General features: G+C 74.2%; 14 protein-coding genes. 10 read left to right on the top strand and 4 right to left on the bottom strand.

From position 1 onward, the window contains the following. Positions 1 to 22: 22 nt before the first annotated feature. From E4623_RS00185 to E4623_RS00170, 4 genes are all read left to right on the top strand, one after another. Entirely contained in the window at positions 23 to 3292 is a 3270-nt protein-coding gene (locus tag E4623_RS00185) for a M14 family zinc carboxypeptidase (protein WP_134764516.1), read from the top strand. Between the two features lie 184 nt (positions 3293 to 3476). Further along, positions 3477 to 6704, top strand: a complete 3228-nt coding sequence (locus E4623_RS00180; RefSeq protein WP_134764515.1) for an ATP-dependent DNA helicase — start codon at positions 3477 to 3479, stop codon at positions 6702 to 6704. Continuing rightward, positions 6701 to 10003 (top strand): ATP-dependent DNA helicase, encoded by a 3303-nt coding sequence (locus tag E4623_RS00175; RefSeq protein ID WP_245154756.1) that lies wholly within the window; start codon positions 6701 to 6703, stop codon positions 10001 to 10003. Before E4623_RS00180 ends, E4623_RS00175 begins: the two co-directional genes overlap by 4 nt. 49 nt (positions 10004 to 10052) lie before the next feature. Then, a complete protein-coding gene (locus E4623_RS00170) occupies positions 10053 to 11249 on the top strand; it encodes an ATP-binding protein (protein ID WP_134764514.1) in 1197 nt (398 codons plus the stop codon). 12 nt (positions 11250 to 11261) lie between these two features. Here E4623_RS00170 and E4623_RS00165 read toward each other — a convergent pair whose 3' ends face one another. The 3 genes from E4623_RS00165 to E4623_RS00155 are packed head-to-tail and all read right to left on the bottom strand — an operon-like array spanning position 11262 to position 14411. Further along, positions 11262 to 12326, bottom strand: coding sequence for an NAD(P)-binding domain-containing protein (locus E4623_RS00165; protein ID WP_134764513.1), 1065 nt, complete (start codon positions 12324 to 12326; stop codon positions 11262 to 11264). A 28-nt stretch (positions 12327 to 12354) separates the two neighbouring features. Beyond that, entirely contained in the window at positions 12355 to 13086 is a 732-nt protein-coding gene (gene deoD, locus E4623_RS00160) for a purine-nucleoside phosphorylase (RefSeq protein ID WP_134764512.1), read from the bottom strand. Positions 13087 to 13139: 53 nt separating this feature from the next. Next, on the bottom strand, positions 13140 to 14411 hold the full coding sequence (locus E4623_RS00155) for a hypothetical protein (RefSeq protein WP_209020429.1): 1272 nt from the start codon (positions 14409 to 14411) through the stop codon (positions 13140 to 13142). Positions 14412 to 14474: 63 nt separating this feature from the next. Here E4623_RS00155 and nudC point away from each other — a divergent pair, with 63 nt between their 5' ends. Beyond that, positions 14475 to 15386 carry an NAD(+) diphosphatase gene (nudC, locus tag E4623_RS00150; RefSeq protein WP_134764510.1) on the top strand — a complete coding sequence of 304 codons (912 nt, stop codon included), beginning with the start codon at positions 14475 to 14477 and terminating at the stop codon, positions 15384 to 15386. A 227-nt stretch (positions 15387 to 15613) separates the two neighbouring features. Here nudC and E4623_RS00145 read toward each other — a convergent pair whose 3' ends face one another. Further along, positions 15614 to 15883, bottom strand: coding sequence for a mycoredoxin (locus tag E4623_RS00145; RefSeq protein WP_134764509.1), 270 nt, complete (start codon positions 15881 to 15883; stop codon positions 15614 to 15616). Positions 15884 to 15967: 84 nt separating this feature from the next. On the opposite strand from E4623_RS00145, the gene E4623_RS00140 reads away from it, so the two are divergent. From E4623_RS00140 to E4623_RS22405, 5 genes are all read left to right on the top strand, one after another. Then, positions 15968 to 18022, top strand: coding sequence for an ATP-dependent DNA helicase UvrD2 (locus E4623_RS00140; protein ID WP_134764508.1), 2055 nt, complete (start codon positions 15968 to 15970; stop codon positions 18020 to 18022). 137 nt (positions 18023 to 18159) lie between these two features. Then, the gene (locus E4623_RS00135; protein WP_134764507.1) at positions 18160 to 18408 is read left to right on the top strand and encodes a hypothetical protein; all 249 of its coding nucleotides are present in this window, start codon (positions 18160 to 18162) and stop codon (positions 18406 to 18408) included. Positions 18409 to 18613: 205 nt separating this feature from the next. Beyond that, complete coding sequence (locus E4623_RS00130; protein ID WP_134764506.1) at positions 18614 to 18949, top strand: WhiB family transcriptional regulator; 336 nt, start codon at positions 18614 to 18616, stop codon at positions 18947 to 18949. After that, the gene (locus E4623_RS00125) at positions 18946 to 19173 is read left to right on the top strand and encodes a hypothetical protein (RefSeq protein ID WP_134764505.1); all 228 of its coding nucleotides are present in this window, start codon (positions 18946 to 18948) and stop codon (positions 19171 to 19173) included. Before E4623_RS00130 ends, E4623_RS00125 begins: the two co-directional genes overlap by 4 nt. 179 nt (positions 19174 to 19352) lie before the next feature. Next, positions 19353 to 19517: a hypothetical protein gene (locus E4623_RS22405; protein WP_167736401.1), complete on the top strand. Its 165-nt coding sequence runs from the start codon at positions 19353 to 19355 to the stop codon at positions 19515 to 19517. Positions 19518 to 19528: the final 11 nt, after the last annotated feature.

Here is a 19528-nt window from a genome sequence, read left to right as displayed (position 1 = left end):
TCCCAGAACACAGGAGTCCCCGTTGAAACGCACGTTGGCGACCTTGAGCTGCTCGGCGCTGCTCGCCTCTGCCCTGGCCCTCCCGGCACCGGACGCGGGTGCCGCCGTCCCGTCCGCGGCCACCGCCTCGACGGCGGCCGCGCCCGACCCCGACAGCGCCGGCCGTGGTGCCGCCACCGCGACCCGGGTCGCGCCGGTGGAGAAGGCCGCGGTGGCCCGACGGGCCGCCGCCGCGCCCGTCTCGGGTGACCCGCTGGAGATGCCCACGTCGTACCCGTACCAGCCGGAGCTGCGGCTCTACCGCGACAACCCCGACGACGCCGCGCACACCGCGGAGCTGCTCGGGCACCCCGACCTGGCCCCGAAGCTGATCGAGTGGATGGGCGAGAGCGACCGGATCTCCACCCAGGTCGTCGGGCAGTCGACCGCGGGCCGCGACCTCTACCTCGTCACCGTGACCGCGCCCGAGCGGGCCGAGGACACCGCGCAGCAGGCGGCCTGGAAGGACGAGCTGAAGGAGGACCCGGACGCCGCCGCCGACGACGCCGAGCTCCTCGCGCAGTACAAGACGCCGGTCTGGGTCAGCGCCAACATCCACGGCAACGAGTGGGAGGGCACCGACGGCGTCATGCAGTACATCGACTGGCTGGTGCACGCCCCGACGTCCGAGGTCGGCAGCATCCTGCGCAACAACCGGCTCTACTTCTCGCTGTCGCTGAACCCCGACGGCCGCACCCTCGCGACCCGCGCGACGGCGCTCGGCCTCGACCCGAACCGCGACATGATCACCAACACCACGCCGGAGACCCGGTCGTTCGTGCGCACCGCGCAGGCCATCCAGCCGCTCTACAGCGCCGACCTGCACGGCTACACCAACGTGCTCCAGGTGGAGCCCTGCGGACCGCCGCACGGCTCGAACTACGAGTACGACCTCTACATGCCGCACAACTACGCGATGGCCCTGGAGGTCGAGGCCGACGTCGTCGCCGCCGACATCCCCGGCAACACCTACTACAACGTCACCACCGGCCAGACCAGCCCCACCAACACCGGCCCCGACACCGCGCACATCAAGATCCCGTACCGCGACACCGCGTCGGGCTGGGACGACTTCCCGCCGATCTTCACCGCCCAGTACGCCGCGTTCTACGGCGCCGCGACGTCGACCGTCGAGCTGCCGCTGACCCGTGGCGCCAGCGGTGGCCGGCAGACCCCGGCCCGCGCCGTCGTCAACACCGCCGTCGCCGTGCAGACCGTGAAGAGCATGGTCGAGTACATGAACGTGTCCGCCAACGCCCGCGACATGCTGATCAACCAGGCCGAGGTGTTCCGCCGCGGCGCGTCCGGCGAGGCCAAGGTCTCGATGACCACCGAGACGATCGCCGACGTCCCCGGCCCGACGCAGTGGAAGCCGCTCTGGGACGTCGCCGACGACCAGGAGCCGGTCACCCTGCCCCGCGCCTACGTGATCCCGGTCGGCGCCGACCAGCGCTCCGCCTCGGACGCCTCCTCGCTGGTGGAGAAGCTGCTCTTCCACGACATCGAGGTCGGCACGCTGGACGCCGACGTCACCGTCGACGGGACGACCTACCCGGCCGGCAGCTACGTCGTCGACCTGCACCAGCCGCTGCGCGGCCTGGTCAACTCGCTGCTCGACCTGGGTGACGACATCTCCGCCAAGGTGCCGTCGATGTACGACATCTCGGCGTGGAGCTACTCCTACCTGTGGGGCGCCACGGTCGACAAGGTCGGCCTGACCACCGACGCCGCGCTCGGCAGCGTCACGCCGGTCACCGCGCCGACCTCGCTGGCGAGCATGCCCGCCGACGGCTACCTCACCTTCGAGGCCGCCGGGCTGGCCGACATGCAGGCCGTCAACGCCCTCCTCGACGAGGACGTCGCCGTCTCGATGCTCGCCGACGGCTCCGTCGTCGTCGCCCCCGGTGACCGCGACGCGGTGGCCGAGGTGGCGGACGGGTTCGACATCGCCGTCGAGAAGGCCACACCGGCCGACGTCGCGGCGCTGGACGACGAGTCGACCAAGGCCCTCAGCGACCTCACGATCGCCTACGCCGGCACGCAGGACGACCGGCTCTCGCTGAGCGAGCTGGGCTTCGACGAGCTCGTCCCCGTCACCGCGACCGGCGTCAACACCGCCGCGACCAACGGCACCGCGACCGGGCTCGAGGACGCCGACGTGCTGTGGATCGGATCGACGTTCACCCTGGCCGACGCGTCGCCCGGGCGCCTCGCCGTCCAGGCCTTCGTCGACGCGGGCGGCTCGGTCCTCGGCCGTGGCAGCGCCGCCTTCAACGCCGCCGCCGCCTACGGCCTGGTGACGGGCACGGCCGTGACCGGCAACACCGGCGGCAACGGCATCGTCGCCGTCGAGACCCCCGCCGACTCGCTCCTCGCGCCGTACGCCCAGGACTCGTCGTTCATCTACCCGGCCACCTGGTTCACCGGCCTCGGCGCCGGCACCGAGGTCGAGCAGACCTACGGCGCCGACCCGCTGCTCGCCGGTCACTGGCGTCCGAGCGGGGCCGGCGTCAACGGTCCGGCCAACGCCGCGGGCCAGCCCTCCGTCGTCTCCGGCGAGGTCGCCTCGGGTGCGCGGTCGGTCGTGTTCGGCACGTCCGTGCTGTTCCGCACGCACCCCAAGGGCGGGCTCAGCCAGGCCGCCCGCGCCCTGCTGTGGGCCGGTCCGGAGGGTCTCGGCGTGCCTGGCCCCGAAGCCACCACGGTCACGCTCGAGGCCACCACGCCCGTCGTCTACCCGGCGAAGGTCGAATTCGACGTCGAGGCCGCGACCGCGACCGGCACGGCCGCGGGCAGAGTCGTGATCCGCGACGCCGCCGGCCGGACGGTCGGCACCGCCGACCTCGCCGCCGGCAGCGCCACGGTGTCCGCCGCCGTGCTCCCCGGCACGACGACCTACACGGCCGTCCTCACGCCGGCCAGTGCCGCCCTGGAGCCGGCCACGAGCGCACCGGTGCGGGTCACCGTCACCAAGGCGACCTCGACGTCGAGGCTGAAGGCGAAGAAGGTCGGGCCCCGCAAGGTCCGGCTGACCGTGGGTCTCGCCGTCCGCGGTCTGCGCCCCGTCGGACCGGTGACCATCACCGACGGCGGCAGGAGGATCAGGGTCGTCTCGTTCGGCGGGTCCGCCACCACCCGGACGATCGTGGTCCGGCTGCCGCGCGGCCGGCACTCCCTGCGGGCGGTCTTCGCCGGCACGGCGGTCGCCGCGGCCAGCAAGTCCGCTCCCGTGGTGGTGCGCATCCCACGTTGACGGAGGCGCTGAGGACGCGCTGACCACGCGCTGACGACGCGCTGAGGACGTGGTGCACGGGCGGGCCCGGGGGAGCGATCCTCCGGGCCCGTCCGCTGCGTCCGGGCGTGCGTCCGGGGTGGGGTCGGCGGCATGCCCGACAGGTTCCGTGCCGGCTGTCCCCGGCGTGTGGTGAGGTTCTGCCATGACCTCCTCGGCCCCGACGTACCGGCTCGTGCGCGAGCACGTGGCCGTCGACGTGCCCGTGCTCGACCCGCAGCAGCAGGCGGTCGTCGAGCACCGGGAGGGGCCGCTGCTGGTGCTCGCCGGGCCCGGCACCGGCAAGACGACGACGCTGGTCGAGGCCATCGTCGACCGCATCGAGCACGACGGCGTCACCCCCGACGACGTCCTGGCCCTCACCTTCTCCCGCAAGGCCGCCGAGCAGCTGCGCGACCGGGTGACCTCGCGGCTCGGCCGCACGATGGCCACCGGGCTCAGCTCGACGTTCCACTCCTTCGCCTACGGCCTGGTGCGGCGCTACGCCCCGGCCGAGCTCTACGTCGCGCCGCTGCGGCTCCTCTCGGCCCCCGAGCAGGACGTCGTGCTCCAGGAGCTGCTCACCGACGCACCCGAGTCGGTGCGCTGGCCCGAGCCGCTCAGGGCCGCGGTCGGCACCCGGGGCTTCGCGCGCGAGGTGCAGGCCGTGATCGGTCGCGCCCGTGAGCGGGGCCTGGACCCCGACCAGCTCGTCGAGCTCGGCCGGCGCGAGGGCGTCGTGGAGTTCGAGGCGGCCGGGCTGTTCCTCCAGCAGTACCTCGACGTCCTCGGCGACCAGGCGGCCATCGACTACCCCGACCTCATCGCGCGCGGCGTGATCGAGGCCGAGCGGCACCGCGCCGAGCTGCGCGAGCGCTACCGCCACGTCTTCGTCGACGAGTACCAGGACACCGACCCCAGCCAGGTCGCGCTGCTGCGGGCGCTCGCCGGCGACGGGGGCAACCTCACCGTGGTCGGCGACCCCGACCAGTCGATCTACGGCTTCCGTGGCGCCGACGTCCGCGGCATCCTCGACTTCCCGGCCGAGTTCCGTGCCCGTGACGGCGCGCCGGCGACCGTCATCGCGCTCGGCACCACCCGGCGCTTCGGCTCCCGGCTGCTGCGCGCCTCGCGCACCGTCGCCGCCTCGATCGGGGTCTCGGGCTCCATCCCCGCCGAGCAGTACGCCGCGTTCCGCAACCCCGAGGCCGCGCCCCACGGCCTGGGCCGTGGGTCGGTCGAGGTGCTCACCTTCGACACCGCCCGCGCCGAGACCGAGCACGTCGCCGACCTGCTGCGCCGTGCCCACCTCGCCGACGGGGTGGCCTGGTCCGACATGGCCGTGCTGGTGCGGTCCGGCCGCGCCTCGATCCCGGCGCTGCGCCGGTCGCTGGCAGCCTCGGGCGTGCCGGTCGAGGTGGCCAGCGACGACACGCCACTGGTGCGCGAGCCCGCTGTCGTCCCCCTGCTCTCGGCGCTGTCGGTGATCCTGCACGCCCGACCGCCCGGGACCGACGGCGCCGACGACCCGGACGACCCCGACTTCGTCGCGGCCGACGTCGTCGAGGGCCTGCTCACCTCGCCGCTCGGCGGACTCGACGCCACCGACGTGCGCGCGCTGACCCGCGCGCTGCGGGCCCGTGACGAGGAGACCCGGGCGCGCGACCTGGTCCGCGCCGCCGTCCTCGACCCGAGCCGTCTCCAGGGGCTGAGCGGCCCCGGCGTGCGCCGGGCCGCCCGGCTCGCCGCCCTGCTGCAGCAGGGGCGCGAGGCACTCGCGGGCGGCGCGACCGTCGAGGAGGTGCTCTGGACCGTGTGGGAGGGCAGCGAGTGGGGGCCGCGGCTGCGCCAGGGCACGCAGGCCGGCGGCCACGCCGCCCGGCTGGCCCACCGCGACCTCGACGCGATCTGCGCGCTCTTCGAGACCGCCGCCCGGGCCGAGGAGCAGAAGGGGCACACGAGCGTCTCGTCGTTCGTCGAGACCCTGCGGGCCCAGGAGATCCCGGCCGACACCCTCGCCGAGCGCGGCGTCCGCGGCGACGCCGTCCGGCTGCTGACCGCCCACCGGGCCAAGGGCCTGGAGTGGCGCCTGGTCGTCGTCGCCCACGTGCAGGAGGGTGCCTGGCCCGACCTGCGTCGCCGCGACTCCCTGCTCGGCGCCGACCGGATCGGCGCCGACCGGATCGGGGAGGGCGAGCTCCTCGCGCCCCTCACCCGCCGCGCGATGCTCGCCGAGGAGCGCCGGCTGTTCTACGTCGCCGTCACCCGCGCCCGGCAGCGGCTCGTCGTCACCGCGGTGCGCTCGCCCGACGACGACGGCGACCAGCCCTCCCGCTTCGTCGACGAGCTCGGCCGCAAGCCGGAGCACCGGGTCGGTCGCCCGCCGCGGCCGCTGTCGATGGACGGGCTCGTCTCCGAGCTGCGCCGCGTGGTCGCCGACCCGGCCCAGCCCGAGACCCTGCGCCGGGCCGCCGCCGTCCGGCTGCGCCGCCTGGCGGGCACCGAGGTCAACGGCCACGCGGTCGCGCCGCAGGCCGACCCGGTGTCCTGGTGGGGCCTGCGGGCCCCCTCCCGCTCGGAGCTGCCGGTGCGACCGGCCGACGAGCCGCTCGTGCTGTCGGCCAGCGCGCTGGAGGGGTTGCTCACCTGCCCGGCGCAGTGGTTCCTGCAGCGCGAGGCCGGCGGTGCCGTCGTCAGCTCGACCAGCCAGGGCTTCGGCAAGGTCGTGCACGCCATCGCCGAGCGCATCGCGAAGGCCGACCTCCCGCCCGACGCCGACCTCGACGTCCTGGTCGACGAGGTGTGGTCGCGGATGGAGTTCCGCACGCCGTGGTCGGCCGGCCGCGAGCGCGAGGCGGTCGCCGCGGTGCTCGCCCGCTTCGTCGCCTGGCACGCCCGGCCCGACGCGCGCACCGTGATCGCCGTCGAGCCGAAGCTGCGCGCCGAGGTGACCCTGCCCGACGGCGAGGTCGTCCGGCTCCACGGCTACGCCGACCGGCTCGAGCTCGACGAGAGCGGCCGGGTCGTCGTGGTCGACCTCAAGACCGGCAAGTACCCGCCGACCGGAGCCGAGGTCGCCGAGCACGCGCAGCTCGGGCTCTACCAGCTCGCGGTCGACCACGGCGCCGCCGACGAGGCCGCCGCCCCGCACGTCGAGGGGCCGGTGCGCACCGGCGGGGCCGAGCTCGTCCAGCTGCGGCACGGCGACGTCCTGCCGAAGGTGCAGCAGCAGCCCGCGCCGGGCGACGGGCCGCGTCTCGCCGAGACGCAGCTGGCCCAGGCGGTCGCGACGCTGCGCGCGGAGGACTTCGTCGCCCGGCCGGGCAAGCAGTGCGACCGGTGCTCCTTCCAGGCGATCTGCCCCGACAAGGCCTCCGGGACGGTGCTGTCGTGACCCTGACCTCTGGCCCGACGTCCGACGTGACGACCGACGTGACGACCGACGCGACCGGGGCGACCGGGGCGACCGGGGCGCCGGTCCGGCCCGCCCTCGTCGTCGACACCCCCGAGCGGCTGCGCGACCTGCTGGGGGAGTCCTGGACCTTCAGCGACGCCCAGTTCACCGCGATCACCGCACCCCTCGAGCCGGCGGTCGTCATCGCCGGCGCCGGGTCGGGCAAGACCTCGGTGATGGCGGCGCGGGTCGTGTGGCTCGTGGCGACCGGGCAGGTCGCGCCCGCGGAGGTGCTCGGCCTCACCTTCACGACCAAGGCCACCGCCGAGCTCGAGACGCGCATCCGGGAGAGCCTGCGGCGCGCCGGCCTGCTCCCCGAGCGCTCGGCCCCCCGCGACGACGACGAGGAGGAGGTCGAGGAGCCGACCGTCTCGACCTACCACTCCTACGCCTCGGCGCTGCTCTCCGAGCACGGGCTGCGGATCGGCCACGAGCCCGACACCCGCCTGATCACCGACGCCAGTCGCTACCAGCTGGCGGCGCGGGCGGTCCAGCGCTACACCGCGCCGGTCGCGCACCTCACCGACTCCCCGCTGCACGTCGTCCGCTACCTGCTCGCGCTCGACGCCGAGATGAGCGAGCACCTGGTCAGCCCCGCGCAGGTGCGCGCCCACGACGCGGCGGCCCGGCCGTCGTTCGAGGCCGGGATGGCCGACGAGCACCGCTCGACCTACCGGGCCAGGAACGAGAAGGCGATCGCGACCATCGACGCGCGCGCAGAGCTGCTCGGCCTGGTCGAGGCCTACCGCGGCCTCAAGGCCCACCTGGGCCTGATGGACTTCTCCGACCAGATCGCGCTCGCCGCCCGGCTCGCCGAGACCTGCCCCGAGGTGGGCGAGGTCGAGCGGGGCAAGTACCGCGTGGTCCTCCTCGACGAGTACCAGGACACCTCGGTGGCCCAGGCGCTGATGCTCAGCCGGCTGTTCTCCGGCGCCGCCGGCGAGCCGGGGCGCGGCCACGCCGTGACCGCGGTCGGCGACCCCAACCAGGCGATCTACGGCTGGCGCGGGGCGTCGGTCTCCAACATCCTCGAGTTCGGCCAGGACTTCCCGGCCGTCGACGGCGCCACCACGACCTACCCGCTCGTGGTCAACCGTCGCTCCGACCGTCGGATCCTGGCCACCGCCAACCACCTGGCCGCCGACCTCTACGCCCTGCGCAGCGACCTGCTGCCGCTCGAGCCGAAGCCGGGTGCGGCCGAGGGCGACGTCCGGGCGATCGTGCACGAGACCTCGCTCGACGAGCTCGCCTGGCTCGCCGAGGAGGTCCTCACCACCCACGCCGAGCTGGCCGCCGTCCGGGAGGGCCCGGCCTGGAAGGAGATCGGCGTCCTGACCCGCGACAACGCCACCGCGGCCGCGGTCTTCGACGCCCTCACCGCGCGCGAGGTGCCGGTCGAGATCGTCGGCCTGAAGGGCCTGCTCCGGCTGCCCGAGGTGGCCGAGGTCGTCGCCACCCTCACCCTCGTCCAGGACGTCACCGCCAACGCCGCCCTGCTGACCCTGCTGGCCGGCCCGCGCTGGGCCATCGGCCCGCGCGACCTGGCGCTGCTCGGACGACGCGCCGGCGAGCTCGCCGGCGCGCGCACCGGCGCCGAGACCTGGTCCGACGTCCACGAGCAGCTCGTCGCGGCGGTCGAGGGCGCCGACCCGACCGAGATCCCGTCGCTCTGCGACGCGCTCGAGGACCTCGGCGACGCCGCCTACTCGGTCGAGGCACGGGAGCGGTTCGTGCTGCTGGCCGCCGAGCTGCGCCGGCTCCGGTCCGCGATCGGCGAGCCGATCCTCGACCTGGTCCGCCGGATCATCGACACCACCGGCATCGACGTCGAGCTGGCCTCGTCGGTGAGCCCGGCGGCCGCGGCACGGCGCGACAACCTCGACCTCTTCGTCCAGGCCGTCGCCGAGTTCCAGGCCGTCGACGGCCAGGTCACCCTCGCCGCGCTGCTCGCCTGGCTCGAGGCCGAGGACGAGCACGGCCAGGGCCTCGACGTCGCGACGCCGTCCGAGGCCGACTCGGTCAAGCTCCTGACCGTGCACCGCGCCAAGGGGCTCGAGTGGGACGCCGTCTTCCTGGTCGGCGTCACCGACAAGAAGTTCCCCACCAGCCGTGGCCGGTCGAGCTGGCTCACCGTGTCGTCGGTGATGCCGACCGCGCTGCGCGGCGACGCCCGAGACCTGCCGCAGCTGGCCGGTCACACGCCCGCCGACATCGCCGACGTCGCCCGGCGCGCCAAGGCCCACGACGCCCTCGAGGAGCTCCGGCTCGGCTACGTCGCGTGGACCCGCGCCCGGCACCTGCTCTGGGTCTCGGCCTGGCGGTGGGCGCCGCACCTCAAGACGGGCAACGGTCCCTCGCCGTACCTCGTGCGGACCCGCGAGGCGATGGCCGGGTGGGGTGGCGAGCCCGACGCCTGGGGCGAGGTGGTCGTCAAGGGCGAGGTCAGCCCGTTCGCGGGCCGGGTGGTCGACCAGCCCTGGCCGATCTCGCACCACACGCCCGAGGTCGAGCGCCGCCTCGACGCCGCCGCCCGGGTCCGGGCCGCCGACCCCGGTGCCCGCGACGACCTCGAGGACGTGCTCGAGCTCGACCGGGTCCAGCAGTGGGACGACGAGATCGAGCGGCTCCTCGACGAGGCGGCCCGCGAGCGGGCCTCCGAGATCGTCGTGCCGCTGCCGTCGAGCCTCTCGGCGACGTCGGTGGCGCGGCTGCGCGACGACCCCGACGCCTTCGCCCGCGACCTGGCCCGCCCGATGCCCCGCGCCCCCTCGCCGGCCGCCCGCTTCGGCACCCGCTTCCACGCCTGGGTCGAGGCGCGCTTCGGCCAGCAGCTGCTGCTCGACCCCGACGACCTGCCCGGCCGCGCCGACGCCGGGATCGAGGACGACGCCGACCTGCAGGAGCTCATCGCGGCCTTCGAGCGGGGTCCCTTCGCCGAGCGTCCGCCGCTGGTGGTGGAGCCGTCGTTCGCGCTGGTGCTGGCCGGCCAGGTCGTGCGCGGCCGGATCGACGCGGTCTACGCCGACGGCGACGACTTCCTCGTCGTCGACTGGAAGACCGGCCGCGGGGGTGGTTCCGACCCGTTGCAGCTGGCGCTGTACCGGCTGGCCTGGGCCGAGCTGCGCGGCGTCGACGTCGAGCGCGTGCGAGCGGCGTTCTACCACGTGCGCAGCGGCCGGCTCGTCGAGCCTCCCGACCTCCCCGGCCGCGACGACCTGACGCGGCTGCTCGACCTGTGATCGGTGGTTATACTTCGCCCAAGTATCAAGGCGTATCACGGAGGTCGTCATGACCGCACCGTCCGCGGCGGAGCCCCTGCCGGACCCCTACACACCCGGCCAGGTGCCGCGCGTCCTGGCCGGACGTGCGGTCGAGCTCGGCCGGATCCGCGACCGGCTCGGCCGGGTGGCCTCGTTCGGAGAGCTCGCCGGGCCGCTGCTGGTCTTCCACGCTCCGCGCGGACTCGGCAAGACCTCGCTGCTGCGCACGGCCGAGCGCGAGGCCGCCGCGATCGGCTTCGCCAGCGCGTGGCTGGCCTGCTCCCGCGAGCGGCCCTTCCTGCCCGAGCTGGTCCGCAGCGTCGAGCGCGCGCTCGACCGGATCGACCTGCGGGTCGGGCCCCGCACGCGGTGGCGCGACCGGCTGAGCAGCCTGTCGGTCGAGCTCGGCGTCCTGGGGGTGTCGGTCGGCGGCGAGGTCGGTGCCGGCGACGACCGAGCGCCCGACGCGGGTGCCGCGCCCATCGGCGCACTCGAGGACCTCCTGCACGAGGCGGCCCGCGCGGTGCGGGACCGCGGCGGCGCCGGGCTGGTCGTCTTCATCGACGAGCTCCACGCGGCGTCCGCCGACGACCTCGCCACCCTGCTCAACGCCGTCCAGAACCTCGACGGCGATCGCGACGACAACCCGCTCACCGTCGTCACCGCGGGCCTGCCCGTCACCCCCGAGGCGATCATCCGGGCCGCGACCTTCGGCGAGCGCAGCGCGTTCGTGCCGCTCGACGTCCTCAGCGACGACGACGCCCGGCAGCTCCTCGCGCTTCCCGCCGACGCCCTCGGCGTCACGTGGGAGGCGGACGCCCTCGAGTCCGTCGTCCGACGGGTCGGCGGTCATCCCTACCTGCTCCAGCTCGCGGGCAGCTGCACCTGGCAGGCGCTGCGCCCACGGGTCGGCGCGGTGGTCGACGAGGCCGCCGTCGACGCCGGTCTCCCGGCCGCCGAGGTGCAGCTGACCGCGATGCACGCGGCCCGCTGGGGGTCGGCGACCGAGCTCGAGCGCACCTTCATCAGCGCGATGGCCTCGGTCGGTCCCGGCAACGTCACCCGCGCGCGGATCGCGGCGGCGATGGGGGTCGACTCACGCTCGATCAGCGTCCCGCGCGAGCGACTCATCGAGAAGGGCATCATCGAGCCGGTCGGCCACGGACTGGTCCGATTCACCATGCCGGGCTTCGACGCGTGGGTGCGGGCGCGCGGGCAGGACTGAGGCGGTCCTCGTTCAGGAGCCGAGCGCGGCGGCGTCGGCCCGGAGCGCGGCGAGCACGCCGCGTGCCGCCACCCGGCCGGCCCGGTTTGCGCCGATGGTGCTGGCCGAGGGGCCGTAGCCGACGAGCTGCACCCGGGGGTCGACGACGGCGGTGGTGCCGTCGAGCCGGATCCCGCCGAGCGGGCTGCGCAGGTGCAGCGGAGCCAGGTGCCCGACGGCCGGTCGGAAGCCGGTGGCCCACAGGATCGCCTGCGCCGGCTCGAAGGCGTCGGCCCAGCGCACGCCGTCCGGCTCGACGGAGGCGAACATCGGCCGCCGGTCGTACGCGCCCACCGCCTCGGCCGCCCGCTCCTGCTCGCGCAGCGCGAGCCCGGTCACGCTCACCACGCTCGCCGGCGGGAGGCCCCGGCGCACCCGGTCCTCGACGCGGGCCACGACGGCCCGGCCGACCTCGGGGGTGAAGTCGTCGGTGCGCCACACGGGCGGGCGCCGCGTCACCCAGAGCGTGTCGGTGACGAGCGCGATCTCGCCGAGCAGCTGCACCGCGGAGGCACCACCACCCACCACGACGGTCCGCAGGCCGCGGAACGCCTCGGCGCCGGGGTAGTCGGCCGTGTGCCACTGCGGCCCGGCGAACGACGCGGCCCCGGGGTAGTGCGGCACGAAGGGCTGGGACCAGGTGCCGGTCGCGTTCACCACCGTGCGCGTCGTCCACGCCCGTTCTCCGGCCCGGACGACGAGCAGGCCGTCGGGAGCGTCGTCGACCCGCTCGACCCGGTCGACGCGCACCGGGCGGACGACCGGCAGGCCGTGCTCGCGCTCGTACGTCGCGAAGTACGCCGGGACCGCGACGTTGGCCCGCTCCCGGCCGTCGGGCTCCGGGCGGGCGCTGTCGGGGAGGGCGGCGACACCGTGCACGTCGGCCATCGAGAGGGAGTCCCAGCGGTGCTGCCAGGCGCCGCCCGGTGCGGCGTCGGCGTCGAGGACGACGTGTCGGACGCCGCGTCTCCGCAGGTGGTACGACGCCGAGAGCCCGGCCTGCCCGGCTCCGATGACGACGCTGTCGAAGACTTCCACGTCGTCCCGAACGCCGCGACGGCGCGGCTTAGTCCCCGCCGCTCCCGGGGGCCACGGCAGCGTCGCCGGCCCCGAACGCCGCCGTGAGCGCCACCTCGACCATCCGGCCGAAGGTCTGCTCGCGCTCCTGCGCCGTGGTCTCCTCGCCGGTGACGACGTGGTCGGAGACGGTGCAGATCGCCAGGGCCCGCCGGCCGTGGCGGGCGGCGATCGTGTAGAGCGCGGCGGCCTCCATCTCGACGGCGAGGACGCCGTGGTCGACCATCCGTGAGGTCAGCTCGGGGCGCGACGCGTAGAACGAGTCGCTGCTGAGGATCAGCCCCACGTGGGCCTCGGGCGCGGCGGCCGCGGCGTCGCGCAGCAGACCGAAGTCGGCCACCGGCGCGTAGTCGAGGCCCTCGAAGGTGATCCGGTTCATCGAGGAGTCGGTGCAGGCGCCGGAGGCGATCACCAGGTCGCGGATGCCGAGCCGCTCGGTGAGCGCGCCGCACGAGCCGACCCGGACGATCGTCTGCACGTCGTACTCGCGGAGCAGCTCGGTGGCGTAGATCGCGAGCGACGGCTGGCCCATCCCCGAGCCCTGCACCGACACCCGGTGCCCGTGCCACGTGCCGGTGTAGCCGTACATGCCCCGCACCTCGGAGTAGCAGGCCGCGTCGTCGAGGAAGGTCTCGGCGATCCAACGCGCCCGGAGCGGGTCGCCGGGCATGAGGACGACGGGGGCGATGTCGCCGGGGGCGGCGCCGATGTGGGTGCTCACCGGGCCAGCCTCTCACCCCCGTCGTCCTGCGGGCCGAGCCCGGGAGGTGGTCGTCAGCCGCTCACGGCCTGCAGCTCCTGGGGGACGACGCCGACGTCGATCCGGTCGGTCACCGTGCCGGTCGCGAGGTCGACCACGTGCACGGCACGCTCGGCCGGGTCGCTCACGTAGGCGACGTCGCCGACGACCTCGAGCGTCGGGCGGGGCTGCTGCCAGTCGGTCGGCTCGCGCCACGGGGCGACGACCGGGAACCGGTCGGTGACGCGGCCGCGCCCGACGTCGATCACGTGCAGGGCGCCGTCGGTGCCGAGGACGACGCCGTCGCCGTCCGCGCTGCGGCCCAACGAGCGGAACGTGTAGCTCGTGCCGAGGTCGACCAGGCGCAACGTGGCGTCGCGGCTGTCGACGAGGGCGACGCGGGTGGGCCGCTCGAGCTCGGCGTCCGGGTCGGACTTGTAGTCGCCCAGCAGGACCGGCGAGGTCTCGTGCCCGGCCTGGTTGCCGATCCGCCCGTACGGGTCCGGGGACTCGACCTTGGTCAGCTCGCGCCCGTCGAGCAGCAGGACGCCGTCCTGGCAGCCGAACGCCGCCACCTCGCCGACGTGGGCCTCCCCGTGGACGCCGGGGCAGGCACCCGGGCCCTCGGTCGGGCTCGCGGCCAGCTCGGCGCCGCCGTTGGTCTCGACCCGGACGCCGACCGCGCCGTCCTCGCCGCCGACCGTGTGGGCGAGGTTGCCGTGCTCGTCGACGACCGCGACGCCGTGGTGGGCCTCGTCGAGGGTCCAGGTGGTGACCTCGGGCTCGGACGGCAGCTCGGCGAGGTCGGCGGTGGCGAAGGTGGTGACCTGGCCGGTGCCGTCGTCGAAGAGTGTCGTGTGTCCTCCGTGCCCGACGACGTGGCCGGGCTCCTCGGCGGCGACCTCGAAGTCGGAGAGCGTCGGCGGGACGGTCCAGGAGTGGCCGTGGTCCCCGTGCTCCTCGGTCCACGCGCCGAGGTCGAGGGCGGTGAAGCCGCCGCCGCGGCTGACCATCACGTGCCGGTCGTCGCCGGCCGGACTGAGTCGGACGAAGCCGTCGAGCGGCTCCTCGAGCAGGAGGTCGCCGGTGGCGGCGTCCAGGACCAGGACGCCGCCGTCGTGGCTGATCGCGAGCCGCGGCCGGGGACCGGTCTCCTCGGTCGCGCCGGTCTCGGTGTCGGTCTCGGTCTCGGTGTCGACCTGGGCGGCCCGGCGCTCGGTGGTCGCGGCGCCGTCGGCGTCCTCGGACGAGCAGGCGCCGAGGATCAGGGGGAGCAGGGCGAGGGGGGTCAGCAGCACTGGTTTCATGAGAACCATTCTCATTACAGATGAGAACCGATGTCAATTAGGCGGGACTTCTAGGCTCGGGTGGTGACCTACCCGCACCAGATGCTCTCGGCTGAGCCCCACGACCGCCTCGGTGAGCACCGCAACGACCAGGGCTGGCTCGACACCCGGTGGGCCGACCCGACCTCCCGTGCCCTCGTCGTCTCGGGCACCCGCGTCCGCCCGGTCGAGGGTGCGCTGCCGTGGGTCGCGACCGACCAGGCCCCGGACGGCGTCCGTGTGCTGCTCGGCGAGCGCGACGGGACGACGTCGTGGGCGGTCATCGTCGGGCCCGAGGCGGCGGCGTCGCAGGAGGGCGAGTGGTACCCGCTGCGCGGGCTGCTGCCGGCGCTGGCCGATGCGTCCCGGGCCGACGCCCCGCTGGTCTTCCACGCGCTCGGCCTCGCGGAGTGGCACTGGTCCACCCGGCACTGCCCCCGCTGCGGTGGCGTGCTGGCCTCCCGGGCCGCCGGGCACGAGCTGCGCTGCACCGAGTGCGGCAAGACCCAGTTCCCGCGCACCGACCCCGCGGTCATCATGCTGATCAGCACCGGCGAGCCCGGCACCGACGACGAGCGCTGCCTGCTCGGTCGTTCGCCCCAGTGGCCGCCCGGCCGGTTCTCCACCCTGGCCGGCTTCTGCGAGCCGGGGGAGAGCCTCGAGGACGCCGTTCGCCGCGAGGTGGCCGAGGAGGCCGGCATCGGTGTCGGCGAGGTCGCCTACTTCGGCAACCAGCCGTGGCCGCTGCCGCAGAGCCTGATGCTCGGCTTCCTCGGCCGGGCCACCTCGACCGAGATCGAGGTCGACGCCCGCGAGATCGAGGACGCGCGCTGGTTCACCCGCGCCGACATGCGCGAGCAGGCCGAGGCGGGCACCCTCGTGCTGCCCGGCGGCATCTCGATCAGCCGCTCCCTCATCGAGCACTGGTACGGCGGCGAGCTCCCCGGCCACTGGTGAGCAACCACCGGAGGTCGGGCCAGCGAGTGCCGACGCGACCGCGACCACCGGAGGTCGAGCAAGCGAGCGCCGACGAAACCGCCGGCCCCTCGGCGCCGACCCGCCCCGGCGGCTCGGCCTCGGTGGGCCAGGGGTTTCGACACGCGGGTCGCGACTTCGTTCCTCAGTCGCGCCGCTCGCTCAACCGCCCGCGAGCTGACTCGTCCTCGCCACCTCGGACAGTCGGCTCAGGCGAGGCTGGCGACCTTGGCCTTGACCTGGGCAAGCGACGGGTTGGTCTGGGCGGTGCCGTCGGAGTAGACCAGGGTCGGCACGGTCTGGTTGCCGTTGTTGGCGGTCTCGACGATCTTCGCGGCCTCGGGGTGCTGCTCGATGTCGACGACGTCGTAAGCGATGCCCTCGCGGTCGAGCTGACTCCGCAGGCGGTGGCAGTAGCCGCACCACGGTGTCGAGTACATCGTGAAGCTCGTGCTGGCCTGGTCGGCGTTGTCCGGCATGCTGGGGTGTCCCCTCGGGCGTCTAGGGTCGGATCGTTCGTTCGTCACCGAAGCCAACCACGCTCGCCGAGGAGTTGTTCCACCGTGCCGCCGTCCAGTGACGACCTGCTCTCCGCGCTCGACCCCGAGCAGCGCGAGGTCGCCGAGACGCTGCGCGGTCCGGTCCGGGTGCTTGCCGGTGCCGGCACCGGCAAGACCCGCGCGATCACCCACCGCATCGCGCACGGCGTCGCGTCCGGCGTCTACGTGCCCACCGAGGTCCTTGCGGTCACCTTCACCACCCGCGCGGCCGGCGAGATGCGGGCCCGGCTGCGCCGGCTGGGTGCACCGACGGTCCAGGCCCGCACGTTCCACTCCGCCGCGCTGCGCCAGCTGCGCTACTTCTGGCCGCACGTCCACGGCACCGAGCTGCCCACCCTGGTGGAGTCGAAGATCCCGATCGTGGTCGGCGCCGCCCGCCAGCTGCGGATGCGCACCGACCAGGCGATGCTGCGCGACCTCGCCTCGGAGATCGAGTGGGCCAAGGTCAGCAACGTCCGCCCCGACGACTACGTCGAGGTCGCCGCCGCCCGAGGTCGCAGTGTCGCCCAGCTCGAGGCCGACCAGGTCGCGCGGGTCATCGGCGCCTACGAGGACGTCAAGCGCGAGCAGGGCCGGATGGACATGGAGGACGTCCTGCTGCTCACCGCCGGCGTGCTCGCGGAGGACGAGCGGGTGGCCGCGCAGGTCCGCCGCCAGTACAAGTGGTTCGTCGTCGACGAGTTCCAGGACGTCTCGCCGCTGCAGTCCGCGTTGCTCGACCTGTGGCTCGGCGGTCGCGACGAGCTCTGCGTCGTCGGCGACCCCGCCCAGACGATCTACTCCTTCGCCGGCGCCAACGCCGACTACCTGCGTGACTTCCCCCGCAAGCACGCCGGCACCACCTCCATCGAGCTGGTCCGCAACTACCGCTCGACCCCCCAGGTCGTCGGCGCGGCCAACACCCTGCTCGCCGGCACCGGGAGCACCAGCGTCCAGCTGCGCGCGCAGCGGCCGGGCGGGGCCGCGGTGTCCTACACCGGCCACCCCGACGAGGTCGCCGAGGCCACCGACGTCGCCGGCAGGGTCGCGGCGCTGCGCTCGGCCGGTCGTCCGTTGTCCGAGATCGCGGTGCTGTTCCGCATCAACGCCCAGTCCGAGGCCTACGAGGAGGCCCTGACGGAGGCGAAGATCCCCTACGTCATCCGCGGCGCTGCCCGGTTCTTCGACCGACCCGAGGTCCGCGAGGCCGTCACCCGGCTGCGCGGAGCGGCTCGCTCCGGCGCCCAGGCCGCCGACGGCGACACGTGGGTCGACCTGGTCCGCGACACGCTCGCCGGCATGGGCTGGACGACCGAGGCGCCGTCGGCACGCGGCCAGACCCGCGACCGCTGGGAGTCCTGGCAGGCCCTGGTCAGCCAGGCCGAGGCCTTCGCGGGCGAGGCCGCGCGGGAGGGCGACGGCGGGCTCAACGCCTTCGTCGACGACCTCGACCGGCGCGCCGCCGAGCAGCACGCGCCGGTCGCCGAGGGGGTCACCCTCGCGACGTTCCACGCCGCGAAGGGACTCGAGTGGGACTCCGTCTTCCTCGTCGGCCTGCAGGACGGCACCCTCCCGATCACCTACGCCCAGACACCGACGGCGATCGAGGAGGAGCGCAGGCTGCTCTACGTCGGCATGACCCGGGCCCGGGTCGACCTCGCGATCTCGTGGGCGGCGGCGCGCAACCCGGGCCAGGCGGCGCGACGCAAGCCGTCGCGGTTCCTCGACCCGCTGCTGCCCGAGTCGGCGCGTCCCGTCGCCCGCGGCAAGGGCAAGGCGAAGGGCGCCCGCACCTGCGTCGAGTGCGGCAAGCCGCTGTCGACGGCCGAGCGCACCCGGTCGCGCTGCTCCGACTGCCCGGTGCCCTACGACGAGGCCCTGTTCGAGCGTCTGCGCGAGTGGCGCAAGCAGCGGGCCGCGGAGGAGGAGATCGCCGCGTTCATGGTCTTCAGCAACGCCACCCTCGAGGCCGTCGCCGAGCGCCGTCCGACCACCCCGAAGGCGCTGCTCGCGATCAGCGGCGTCGGGCCGGAGAAGCTCGAGAAGTACGGCCAGGAGCTGCTCGAGCTCGTCTCCTGAAGAAAAATCTCGAAAGAGTCATTAAATAGTTTGCCCCTTACATCGGGACCGGCGTAACGTCCCATCTCGACAACCCAGTCCGCGCACCAGGGCCCTGACAAGGCCCGCGCCCGTTCGTAGTGAAGGAGGTGGCCTCGATGGAGAACACCATGACGATGACGATGAGCACGACCAGCAACCCGTGCCAGACGTCCGACTTTGGCATGCCCGCTCGCGGCTTCCGTGCCCTCACCGCCGGCGAGCAGCGGATCCCGGCCACCGGTCTGTCCATCACCGGACCGATCGCTCGGGATCTCCGCGACCGCAAGGACCTGGCTGCCAAGGGACACGTGGCTCTCGTTGCCTACGTCCCGGGGATCCACGCCTGGAGTCCGCCTCTCTGTTGACACTCGACAGCTGAGCAGCCTCCAGGCCGCGGAACCCGATCACCGGGATCCGCGGCCTTTTCTGTTTCTCCGTGATGCCCCACCGCCCGGACCGGGTCCGGGGCCCACCGAAGTCGAGGACATGCATCCCACCACCAGCGCCACCGCGCAGCACCACCCGATGACCCGCACCACCCACCGCGATCACGAAGCACGAGGTGACACCATGACCACCAGCGTTCTGACCCGCAGCGACGGCAAGCTGCTCGAGTTCCAGTCCACGTCGGGGCTGGGCGACCTCCACGACGAGGCCGGCAAGGTCGACGAGGCGCTCCTGCCCTGTCGGGCCAACAACCCCGAGCTCTGGTTCGCCGAGCTCCCGGCCGACGTCGAGTTCGCCAAGGCCCTGTGCCAGACCTGCCCCGTGCGGCAGATCTGCCTCGGCGGCGCCCTCGACCGGAGCGAGCCGTGGGGCGTGTGGGGCGGTGAGCTGTTCCTCCAGGGAACCGTCATCCCCCGCAAGCGGCCCCGCGGCCGGCCCCGCAAGGACGCCGTCGCATGACGCCGGCCACCCGATCCATCCAGCACACCCAGACCACCGACCCGAACGGGAGCACCACGATGAACACCATGCAGGAAGACCTGGCGCGGGCACACATGTCCATGCGCCTGGGAGAGGCGCAGTCGATGCGTGCGGGCCACCAGCTCGCCCGCGCCCGCCGCTTGAGCCGCAAGGCCGAGCGCGCTGCGCAGCAGGCTCGCCTCGCCCTCGCTCGCGCTCTGTAGCACTACGGAGGACTGTCACCTCCGTACCACCCTGATCGCGGGTGAACGACCGGGAGCCGGGCACGACACACGTCGTGCCCGGCTCCTTTCTGCATCTCGGGACCGCACGTCCCTCGGCGCACGGCCGGGTCGGCGACGGTGCGCCGACCCGGCACGAGGCGGGGGCCTAGGATCGGCAGGTGGCCATGCTGACCTGCGACTTCTGCGGCCGCCAGGCCGAGGAGCAGACCACCCTGACGTGGAGCACCTCGGTCGAGCGCGGCCGGCGGCAGCGCTACTGCGACACCTGCTCGCGCGAGCACCTGCGCGCCATGGAGGGCAAGCTCGACACCGAGCACTGGTGAGCGCCGCCCCG

It is taken from the genome of Nocardioides sp. 1609, from assembly GCF_004522105.1.
In the GTDB taxonomy this organism is placed as follows: Bacteria; Actinomycetota; Actinomycetes; order Propionibacteriales; family Nocardioidaceae; genus Nocardioides.
Note: the sequence above shows the minus strand (reverse complement) of the source record. Positions and strands in the feature narration are given on the sequence as shown.

Coding starts and splice junctions, on each gene's coding strand:
- E4623_RS00130 (WP_134764506.1), top strand. CDS start 18,614: ATGACCACCAGCGTTCTGACCCGCAGCGACGGCAAGCTGCTCGAGTTC.
- E4623_RS00145 (WP_134764509.1), bottom strand. CDS start 15,883: ATGCCGGACAACGCCGACCAGGCCAGCACGAGCTTCACGATGTACTCG.
- E4623_RS00180 (WP_134764515.1), top strand. CDS start 3,477: ATGACCTCCTCGGCCCCGACGTACCGGCTCGTGCGCGAGCACGTGGCC.
- E4623_RS00155 (WP_209020429.1), bottom strand. CDS start 14,411: ATGAAACCAGTGCTGCTGACCCCCCTCGCCCTGCTCCCCCTGATCCTC.
- E4623_RS00135 (WP_134764507.1), top strand. CDS start 18,160: ATGGAGAACACCATGACGATGACGATGAGCACGACCAGCAACCCGTGC.
- E4623_RS00125 (WP_134764505.1), top strand. CDS start 18,946: ATGACGCCGGCCACCCGATCCATCCAGCACACCCAGACCACCGACCCG.
- E4623_RS00170 (WP_134764514.1), top strand. CDS start 10,053: ATGACCGCACCGTCCGCGGCGGAGCCCCTGCCGGACCCCTACACACCC.